The sequence below is a fragment of the Roseivivax sp. CAU 1753 genome, from assembly GCF_054482575.1.
Genome location: NZ_JBTLRF010000018.1, coordinates 18,473 through 27,450, shown reverse-complemented (window position 1 = coordinate 27,450; position 8,978 = coordinate 18,473). Strand labels below are relative to the sequence as shown.

Below are 8,978 nucleotides of genomic sequence, written 5' to 3'. Positions count from 1 at the left end.
CTTTCCCCATAGCCTGATCCAAGCCCCCCGCGGCTTCCTCCTTCCGAGGTTTGTCAACGCGAGCCGCCACCTCCCGGCCGCCCACGTCGCGCCGCGGCCCGCATCGAAAAACCTTCAGGGAAGTGTGAATTCGCTGCAAGTGCGAACTGCAGTGCGGTCCGTTGCGTAAGCGGACCTTTATAAGATGACTTGGTAGACCGTTGTGTCCCGTTAAATGCAAATCATCACAGGGTTGGTCGGCAGCCCGTTGTTCCGTTCCTCGGCCTCAACGCGCTCTTGGACTTGCGACATCGTCTGAGCTGACATTCCCGGCACGTGCCAATGGGTCACATTCGACCGAGGGCAGTCACGAACGAGGCCCGTATCACTTGCAAGCAACTGCCGGATTAAGGCGATCATCAGACTTGTGAAGCAACTTCTCGCGTGGCTCCAATCCGGTAAGGCCGACGCCGCACTGCGGCCATGCCAAGTCGACCTATGACTGGGCCACCACCTCTTCGACGTCTTTTTTCATGCGTTCCACGGCGACTTGCATGTCCTCGATGAAGGCGCGCGCCACGATGGATTGCGGGGCGTAGCCGGGTGTGAGGATTGAGACGCTGTTGGTGATCGTCGGACAGAATCGTCGGATGGCCAATCGTGGTTCGCCTTGTGACTGAAGGAGGTGGCTGTAGGCCGTGATCATGTCGCAGACCATGGTACAGACGCCCGACTCCACGAATTGAAGACCAGGCAGAAAAGTTCGGAGTTCCAGCCGTCTGTTGAAGCGACAGCCCGCGGCACGGAAGGCGGCTTCGGTCTGCACTGCAGTTTGGTGTTCGTCGAACAGCACGGCCATCGGTCGACCATCAAGATCGTGCGGCGTGATGGTCCGGGCCTTGGCGAGCGGATCATCGGGCGACAGCACACAGACGCATTCCAGGTTGTAGTCGATCTGCCGGATGGAGGCGCGCGGTTCGGGCGTTTCCGAGAACCCCACGTCGAATTGCTGCGACGCGATCTGATCCTCGATCACGTCCGAGGACCGCATGATCAGGGACACGTCCAGATCGTCGCGGCCCTCGAGAAACCGCGTCAGCAGACGCGGCAGGAACACGCTGGAGGCAGCCGGATGGCAGGCGATCTGTAATTTGCCGGATTGAAGCGTGCTGATGCTTTGCAAGGTACGCTCGGTGCGCTCGACCCTGGCGAGGATCTCTTCGCATTCTTCCAGAAAGAACCGAGCCTCGGGCGTCGGAGTGAGTTTGCCCTGGGAGCGCACGAAAAGCGCGAAACCAAGCTGTTCCTCAAGGGTCTGAACCATCGTGGAAACGGCCGGTTGGGTCCGCCCGACCGCGCGCGCGGCCCTGCTCACGGAACCGGATCGCATCACTTCTCGAAACGTCGCCAATTGCCGAAGAGTGAGGTTCATAAGGTATAAGCCCAGTTGATGATGTTAAAGATATAATCAAATTGATTTTATGAGACCTGTCCAGTTTGATGTCGCTATCCCGGCATTTCGACGGGTCGGACCGGAGGGGCGATGGATCATTTCGCGAAATACTTGTTGACGGCGTTGATCTGCATCGTGGCATTGGGCCAGTTCGTACAAGTTGTCACACGCTACGTGCTTCAGGTGCCCGTGATGGGCCTTGAAGAGACGATGCTCTACCCGACGCTTTGGCTGTATATCCTGGGCTCCGTGAATGCGTCGCGCGAGAACACGCATATCCGCGCCAACGTTCTGGAAATCTTCATAAAAACCAACCGCGGGCACACGATCCTCGCCATCATTGGCGAGATCATCAGCTTGATCGTCGGATTGTGGCTGCTGATCTGGGCATGGGACTATACCCGCTACGCCTGGCGGGTCTGGCGCGAGAGCCCGACGCTCTACATCCCGACCTTCTATTCGGACGTGGCGCTCGTCATCGGACTGGGACTGATGATGGTCTACACCGCGTGGCACCTTTGGCGGCACATTCGCGCTCTGGGCAAAGGAGAGCTGGCATGATCGAGATCGCGCTCATCGCCATTGCCCTTCTGGTCATCACGCTGACCCTGGGCGTGCCGCTGCCCTACTGCTTCGGTGCCGCCCTCATGGTGATGTATTTCATCGGCGACGTGACGATGAAGGGTATGATGCTCTGGGGTTTCCAGCAGCTTGGAAACCCGGTCCTGCTGGCCATTCCGCTCTTCGTTCTGGCCGGGACGATCATGTCGGAATCGGGGATCGCGGCCTCTCTCCTGCGCTTCGTCAACGCGTTCATCGGGCATGTCCGTGGCGGTCTCGGCGTCGTGGCCGCAGTGTCCTGCGCGGTGATCGGGGCGATCTCCGGCTCGGGTCTGACCGGCATTGCCGCCATCGGCCCGCTGCTGATCCCCGAGATGGAGAAGCGCGGCTATCCGCGGGAATACGCCACAGCGCTGATCGCCAATTCCTCGATCCTGGGTCTGCTCATTCCGCCATCGGTCACGATGATCGTCTATGGCTGGGTGACCGACACCTCGATCCTGGCCTGCTTCCTCGCGACGCTGGGGCCCGGCCTGCTGGTCATGATCGCCTTCTCGGTGATCAACCTCGTGATGTCCCGCAAGTTCAACCTCGTGCTGGATGACAAGCCGACCTTCTCGGAACTGAGCGGCGAGGTTGCGCGCCGCGGCATCCATGCCTTTCCTGCGCTTCTGATGCCGGTAATCATCCTGGGCGGAATTTACGGCGGCGTGATGACCCCGACCGAGGCCGCGGCCGTCGCCGTCATCTACGCCGTGCCGGTGGGCTTTCTCATCTACAAGGGCCTCCGGCTCGAGAACTTCCTGTCCGCAGGACGCGAGGCGGCCACCGCCGTCGGCGCCATCATGATGATGATCCTGTTCTCCATGATCCTCAGCCAGATGTTCGTATATGAAAGCATCCCGCAGCAGTTGGTGCAGGGCATCTTCTCGATTACCGAGAACAAGGTCCTGCTGCTGATCATGATCAATATCCTGCTGTTCCTCGTGGGGATGGTGGTCAACGACGTGACCGCGATCATCCTGATCGCCCCTCTGCTGCTGCCGCTGATGAACGCAATCGGGATCAGCCCGGTCCAGTTCGCCGCCATCATGGGCGTGAACACCGCGATGGGCGGCGTGACCCCGCCTTATGCCTCGATCCTCTATCTGGGTGCGCGCATCGGCAAGGTGAAGGTGACCAAGGTCATCCCGCCCGCGATGAAGCTCATCCTGTTCGGCTACGTGCCGGTGGTCTTCCTGACCTCGCTCTGGCCCGACCTGTCTCTCTTCCTGCCGCGTTTCTTTGGCTACGACGTGGCGCCCTGACCCCCTGACCAACTTCATTCAACAAGGAGGACTTACCATGAAACATGTATTCCTGACGACGGCAGCGGCAGCGCTGATGGCGCTTGGCAGCTACGCCGAGGCTCAAGACCTCAAGATGAGCCACGTGCGCCCGCAGGACGCCACCATCGACGTGGAACTGCGCGCCTTTTCCGAGGCCGTGTCCGAGGCAACCGGCGGCGAAGTGACCATCAACCTGTTCCCGGCCTCCGCGCTTGGCGATTATACCACCGTGCAGGAGCGTATCAGCGTGGGCGCCATCGACATGGCCACCCAGCCTGCCGCAACCGCGGCCGATCGGCGGATGCAGATCTCCTCCTTCCCCTATCTTGCGGGCAACTGGGACCAGGCCCGCGCGGTCTACGGCCCCGGCGGTGTTGTGCGCGAGGTGATGGCCGAGCTCTACGCCGAGCAGGACATCACCATGCTCGCGGCCTATCCGGTCTATTTCGGCGGCATCTCCCTGAACGTGGAGCACCCGAACCCGGGCTCGGTCGAGCCGAGCGGCATCAAGGTGCGGGTGCCCGGCATCAAGAGTTTCCAGCTCACCGGCGAGGCATTGGGATACATCCCGTCGCCCATCCCCTTCTCCGAGGCCTTCACGGCCGTGCAGACCGGCGTGGTCGATGGGGTCATCGGGTCCGGCGCGGAAGGCTACTATGCCTCGTTCCGTGACGTGACGCGCACCTACATCCCGGCCAATACCCATTTCGAAGTCTGGTACATGATCATCTCGAACGAAAGCCTCGCGGCTCTGTCGGATGAGCAGCAAGCGGCACTGGTCGAGCAAGCCGCGGATTTCGAAGCCACCCGCTGGGAGGTTGCCGAAGCCGATCAGGGCCGAAACGAGCAGCGTCTCGTGGACGAGCTTGGCGCGACACTGGTCGAGCTGAGCGAGGAAGATCTGTCCGCGATGGCCGCCAAGGTACGCGCGGATGTCTGGCCTGCGGTGCTGGAAGATGTCGGCGCTGAGTGGGGCCAGTCGATCCTCGCCAGGTTGGCCGCCGGAGGCAGTTGATCCGCATCACGGGGCAGGGTGACCTGGCCGCCTTACCTTGACCCTTCAGCCACGGAAAGACGCAATGGAAACCGATTATGCCATCATCGGGGGCGGAGTTGTCGGCCTCTCGGTCGCCTGGGGCCTGCTGAAGCGCGGTCGCACGGTGACGGTTCTCGACGGTGACGATGGCGCGTTCCGTGCAAGCCGGGGCAATTTCGGACTGGTCTGGGTCCAGTCCAAGGGAATGAAACAGCCGCGCTACGCTCGGTGGTCCCAGCAATCCGCCGCGATCTGGGCCGAGTTCGCCGAGGAGCTGGGGCACAATACCGGGCAAGCCGTCCCGCTCGAACAGAAGGGCGGGTACGATCTGCACTTCTCCGAAGAGACGCTGCAGGCCACGGTCGAGAAATATGAAGATCTGAAAGCGAAGCTGGACGGCGACTACCCCTTCGAGGTGCTCGGCCACAACGCCCTGCGCAAGGAAGAGCCGCATATCGGCCCCAAGGTCGTCGGGGCGATTCTGCACCATCAGGATGGCCACGCGAATCCCCTACAGCTGCTGCGGGCGCTCGCGGCCGATGTGCGCCGGATGGGTGGGCGTGTATTGACAGGCAAGACCGTCACCGATGTCACCAAACCGGACGCGTTTCTTATTGCTTGCGCCGACGGCACCGAAACCCGTGCGGGCAAGGTCATCCTGTCCGCGGGCCTCGGCGCGACGGAGCTTGGTCCGAAGCTGGGCTTCAAGGCGCCCATCCGCCCGCAGCGTGGGCAGGTTCTGATCACCGAGAAGCTGCCCAAGCTCATCAACCGTCCCTCCCTGATCGCCCGTCAGGTCGACGAGGGCGGCATTCAGATCGGGGCGACGAACGAAGAGGTCGGCCTCGACGACCGCGTGACGCAGCCGGGCCTGTCCGGACTCGCCGCCGAAGCGATCGCCGCCTATCCCGCGTTGGCCAAGGCGCAGCTCGTGCGCTCCTGGGGCGCGCTGCGGGTGCTCTCGCCGGACGGGCTGCCGATCTACCAGGAAAGCCCGGAGATGCCGGGCGCCTATCTCGTCACCTGTCACAGCGGCATCACCCTTGCCGCCGCCCATGCACGCCTCTTGCCTGACTGGCTCGAAGGCACCGACGCCGCGCCCGATTTGGAGGTGTTCAGTGAAGCAAGATTTGCCGTTTCTTGAGATGGAAGGCACGCCGCGCGTCCCGGTCGTCCTTGATGGCACGCCCATTGACCTGCCCGATGGCGCCAACCTCGCCGCGGCCCTGCTGGCGGCGGGCGTGGATGTGTTCCGCCAGACGCCCGTGTCCGGCGCGCCGCGTGGCCCGTTTTGCATGATGGGTGCCTGTTTCGATTGTCTCGTGGAGATCGACGGGGTCGCGCGGCAGGCCTGCATGATGCAGGTCACCGATGGCTTGCAGGTCACCCGCCCCCAAGGCCGCACCGCCGCATATGGAGCCAATGATGAGCCCGCGTGATCTTGTCGTCATCGGCGCGGGCCCTGCCGGCATGGCGGCCGCGGCCAAGGCCGCGAAGTTGGGCCTCGGCGTCGCGATCCTCGATGAACAACCGCAGCCCGGCGGGCAGATCTACCGCGATGTGGACCGTGTCGCGCCTTTGCGCGGGGATATCCTCGGCGCGGACTACGCCCATGGCACGACGCTGACGGAAGGGCTGCGCGACGCAGGGGTCGATCACATCCCCGGCGCCGTTGTCTGGGCGATCGAGGACGGATTTCGCATCTCCTACACCAAGGAGGGACGCGGCGCCCAGATCGCCGCGGATCGCATCCTGCTGGCCACCGGCGCGTTGGAGCGTCCCATGCCGGTACCCGGCTGGACCCTGCCGGGCGTCATGACCGCCGGAGCCGGGCAGATCCTGCTCAAGCAGTCGGGGGTTCTGGCCCGCGATGCGGTTCTCGTGGGCTCCGGCCCGCTTCTTTACCTGATCGCGGCGCAGATGGTGCGGGCCGGCACGCCGCCCCGCGCGATGGTCGAGACTCAAAGCGCGCAGAACCTGGTGCGCGCCGCCCGTCATATTGGCGGGGCGATGCGGGGCTGGCCCTACCTCGCCAAGGGCTTGCGGATGCTGGCCGAGATCACCCGTGCGCGCGTGCCGCGCTATACCGGCGCGAAAAAAATCGCCATCGAGGGCACCCACCGGGCCGATGCTGTCACGTTCACCCGGAAAGGGCGCCCCCATCGCCTCTCCTGCCGGACGGTCTTTCTGCATCACGGCGTCGTGCCCAACACGCAGGCGGCCCGCTCCATCGGCGTCAGCCATGGCTGGGACGCGGCGCAGGCCTGTTTCGTCCCGAAGGTGAACAGCTGGGGCGAAAGCGATGTCGCGGGTGTCTTCATCGCGGGCGACGGGACCGGGATCGGCGGAGCCAAAGCCGCCGAGATCGCCGGCCAGCTCGCTGCGCTGGAGGTGGCGCAGGACGCAGGCCGCATCGCGGTCGAGGCGCGGGACCGAGAGGCGAAACCGCTGCGCGCAGCGGCCGCGTGCGAGCTGGCCGCGCGCCCGTTCCTCGACCGGGCCTATCCGCCCTTCGCCGAGGCCCTCGCGCCGGGCGATGCGACGGTCGTTTGCCGCTGCGAAGAGGTGACGGCAGGCGATATCCGCGGATATGCCCGTCTGGGGTGCCGCGGCCCCAATCAGGCCAAAGCCTTTGGCCGCTCCGGTATGGGGCCGTGCCAGGGCCGATATTGCGGGCTGACCGTGACGGCGCTTCTCGCGGAGGCGAATGGACAGAGCTTCGATGCGACAGGATATTTCCGCATTCGGGCGCCGCTCAAACCGGTGACGCTGGGCGAGCTCGCCGCCATGGACGAAATCGCGCAGGACGCCGCGGAATAGGAGAGGGACATGATCGAACGGATCGATACCGGCCAACGGATGAGCAAGATCGTCAAGCATAATGGCGTGGTGTATCTATGCGGCCAGGTCGGGGACGGGGCCACTGTGGCCGACCAGACCCGCGATTGCCTGTCGCGGGTGGATGCGCTTTTGACCAAGGCAGGCTCATCGCGGGAGCAGATGCTCCAAGCGATGATCTGGCTCGCCGACATGGCCGATTTTGCTGAAATGAACGCAGTCTGGGACGCTTGGGTGCCCGAAGGCCACGCGCCCGCGCGCGCATGCGGAGAAGCGGTTCTCGCCCGTAGTGAATTGAAGGTTGAGATCATTGTTACCGCAGCTTGCTGAAAATGAAGTCATGGATGGACGGCGTGGTCTGTTTGTGAATGGCCGCTTCGGTGAAAACCGATGGTTTCGGAACTAAAATACAGCACGATCCATCTCTGACGGCTTGGGGCCGACCGCTACCGACCGGCCCGACTTCTCAGAGCTCCACCGCCTCCGCGATGGCGAGCGCATCTTCGAGTTCGACGCCGAGGTAGCGCACCGTACTATCCATTTTCGTATGACCGAGCAGGAGCTGCACTGCGCGGAGGTTGCCAGTCTTGCGATATATCTGCGCCACCTTGGTCCGGCGCATGGAGTGGGTGCCGTATGCGCTCGGCTCGAGACCGATAGAGATCACCCAGTCCCGCACGAGGCGGGCGTATTGCCTTGTCGAAATATGCCGGCGCTCGTGAAAGCGACCGGGCCAGAGATGCTCCGACCCGACCATCAGCGGAGCCTCGAGCCAAACCGCGATGGCTTTTCGTGTCCCCTCGCTGATCTCGAAGCTCACCGGCTTTTGGGTTTTGCTTTGGACGATCGAAGCGCGGTGCTTGACATGTCCGGCCGCGTAGACGTCAGCGACCTTCAGCTTCACGAGGTCACATCCGCGCAACTTGCTGTCGATGGCGAGATTGAAGAGCGCCAGTTCGCGAAGCCGCTGGGCGATCTCGAGACGGACCCGGATCGCCCATACATGCTTCGGCTCGAGCGGACGCTTCTGGCCGACGATGCGGCCCTTGTTCCAAGCGGGACGGCAGGCTCGGATGGCTGGCAGGTTTGTAGTCGGCATGGTGGTTCCTCCGATCCACCACGCCCGCCACGTCTTCGGCACCACGCCGACGACTTGGCATAGCAAATACCCGGCGCTGTGGGACAATCACGGCGGCGCGTGCGTGCCGCAGCGACGCATGACAGCTTTGAGCCCGATCTTCACAATGCTACGGCAGGCCCCGGTGGCTGCTTTGCTTGCGCGCATTGTATGAACGAGCGCTCCCATGGATCAACTTGAAAAGGTTGCCGAAGCGACTTTCCGTGCTCTTGGCTTGACCTGCATGGGGCACCCGACCTTTAAGCCCAACGCTGTATTGCGGCGTCGGAATCCCTGGGTCCGGTATTGAAGGCGATACGCGCCTTCGGCGCGTGTTCGTGAACTACGTTCACCAGCTTCTCGAAAATCAGAAAGTGGTCGTCGTCCTTGCGGACACCGGCCCCGATCATCACGACGTCATAGGAGGTGTCCTTCAGCGCTTGCACAAGCTGGTCGGTCGCGGTCTCGCCGCTGAAGATGAAGCCAATCGACGCGTCATAGCCGAGATCGTTGAGCTTCTTTTCATCTGCTCTCAGGGCCTCTTCCAGCTTGCCCGCGTCCAGACCCGGGTATTTCCCGTAGTCCACGACCGTCGGATGCCATCCGACCATAAGCACCTTCTTTGACATTGGGTTTCCTCTCTTGATTGATACAGAGCCTGAATTG

Annotated in this window: 10 protein-coding genes; 7 read left to right on the top strand and 3 right to left on the bottom strand. The window is 63.1% G+C overall.

What is annotated here, in order from left to right; translation table 11 throughout:
* Window positions 1-475 precede the first annotated feature (475 nt).
* Window positions 476-1,411, bottom strand: coding sequence for a LysR family transcriptional regulator (locus tag ACXYMN_RS19390; RefSeq protein WP_459015698.1), 936 nt, complete (start codon window positions 1,409-1,411; stop codon window positions 476-478).
* Window positions 1,412-1,522: 111 nt separating this feature from the next.
* Between ACXYMN_RS19390 and ACXYMN_RS19385 the strand changes: the two genes are divergently transcribed.
* From ACXYMN_RS19385 to ACXYMN_RS19355, 7 genes are all read left to right on the top strand, one after another.
* Window positions 1,523-1,993, top strand: coding sequence for a TRAP transporter small permease (locus ACXYMN_RS19385; RefSeq protein WP_459015696.1), 471 nt, complete (start codon window positions 1,523-1,525; stop codon window positions 1,991-1,993).
* A complete protein-coding gene (locus tag ACXYMN_RS19380; protein ID WP_459015694.1) occupies window positions 1,990-3,300 on the top strand; it encodes a TRAP transporter large permease in 1,311 nt (436 codons plus the stop codon). Before ACXYMN_RS19385 ends, ACXYMN_RS19380 begins: the two co-directional genes overlap by 4 nt.
* Before the next feature lie 37 nt (window positions 3,301-3,337).
* Window positions 3,338-4,336, top strand: a complete 999-nt coding sequence (gene dctP / locus ACXYMN_RS19375) for a TRAP transporter substrate-binding protein DctP (protein WP_459015693.1) — start codon at window positions 3,338-3,340, stop codon at window positions 4,334-4,336.
* A 64-nt stretch (window positions 4,337-4,400) separates the two neighbouring features.
* Window positions 4,401-5,501 carry an NAD(P)/FAD-dependent oxidoreductase gene (locus tag ACXYMN_RS19370; RefSeq protein ID WP_459015691.1) on the top strand — a complete coding sequence of 367 codons (1,101 nt, stop codon included), beginning with the start codon at window positions 4,401-4,403 and terminating at the stop codon, window positions 5,499-5,501.
* The gene (locus tag ACXYMN_RS19365; RefSeq protein ID WP_459015689.1) at window positions 5,476-5,796 is read left to right on the top strand and encodes a (2Fe-2S)-binding protein; all 321 of its coding nucleotides are present in this window, start codon (window positions 5,476-5,478) and stop codon (window positions 5,794-5,796) included. The genes ACXYMN_RS19370 and ACXYMN_RS19365 overlap by 26 nt, the downstream gene beginning before the upstream one ends.
* A complete protein-coding gene (locus ACXYMN_RS19360; RefSeq protein WP_459015687.1) occupies window positions 5,783-7,177 on the top strand; it encodes an FAD/NAD(P)-dependent oxidoreductase in 1,395 nt (464 codons plus the stop codon). Before ACXYMN_RS19365 ends, ACXYMN_RS19360 begins: the two co-directional genes overlap by 14 nt.
* 9 nt (window positions 7,178-7,186) lie before the next feature.
* Window positions 7,187-7,525 (top strand): RidA family protein, encoded by a 339-nt coding sequence (locus ACXYMN_RS19355; protein WP_459015685.1) that lies wholly within the window; start codon window positions 7,187-7,189, stop codon window positions 7,523-7,525.
* A gap of 136 nt (window positions 7,526-7,661) precedes the next feature.
* On the opposite strand, the gene ACXYMN_RS19350 is transcribed toward ACXYMN_RS19355, so the two are convergent.
* Together ACXYMN_RS19350 and ACXYMN_RS19345 are read right to left on the bottom strand one after the other, a co-directional pair.
* A complete protein-coding gene (locus tag ACXYMN_RS19350; protein WP_459015683.1) occupies window positions 7,662-8,294 on the bottom strand; it encodes a tyrosine-type recombinase/integrase in 633 nt (210 codons plus the stop codon).
* A gap of 278 nt (window positions 8,295-8,572) precedes the next feature.
* Window positions 8,573-8,941 (bottom strand): hypothetical protein, encoded by a 369-nt coding sequence (locus tag ACXYMN_RS19345; protein ID WP_459015682.1) that lies wholly within the window; start codon window positions 8,939-8,941, stop codon window positions 8,573-8,575.
* Between the last annotated feature and the right edge of the window lie 37 nt (window positions 8,942-8,978).

Bases quoted from the DNA above. Each gene is read 5' to 3' on its own strand.
- ACXYMN_RS19390 (WP_459015698.1), bottom strand. From the start codon at position 1,411: ATGAACCTCACTCTTCGGCAATTGGCGACGTTTCGAGAAGTGATGCGA.
- ACXYMN_RS19385 (WP_459015696.1), top strand. From the start codon at position 1,523: ATGGATCATTTCGCGAAATACTTGTTGACGGCGTTGATCTGCATCGTG.
- ACXYMN_RS19380 (WP_459015694.1), top strand. From the start codon at position 1,990: ATGATCGAGATCGCGCTCATCGCCATTGCCCTTCTGGTCATCACGCTG.
- dctP (WP_459015693.1), top strand. From the start codon at position 3,338: ATGAAACATGTATTCCTGACGACGGCAGCGGCAGCGCTGATGGCGCTT.
- ACXYMN_RS19370 (WP_459015691.1), top strand. From the start codon at position 4,401: ATGGAAACCGATTATGCCATCATCGGGGGCGGAGTTGTCGGCCTCTCG.
- ACXYMN_RS19360 (WP_459015687.1), top strand. From the start codon at position 5,783: ATGAGCCCGCGTGATCTTGTCGTCATCGGCGCGGGCCCTGCCGGCATG.
- ACXYMN_RS19355 (WP_459015685.1), top strand. From the start codon at position 7,187: ATGATCGAACGGATCGATACCGGCCAACGGATGAGCAAGATCGTCAAG.
- ACXYMN_RS19350 (WP_459015683.1), bottom strand. From the start codon at position 8,294: ATGCCGACTACAAACCTGCCAGCCATCCGAGCCTGCCGTCCCGCTTGG.
- ACXYMN_RS19345 (WP_459015682.1), bottom strand. From the start codon at position 8,941: ATGTCAAAGAAGGTGCTTATGGTCGGATGGCATCCGACGGTCGTGGAC.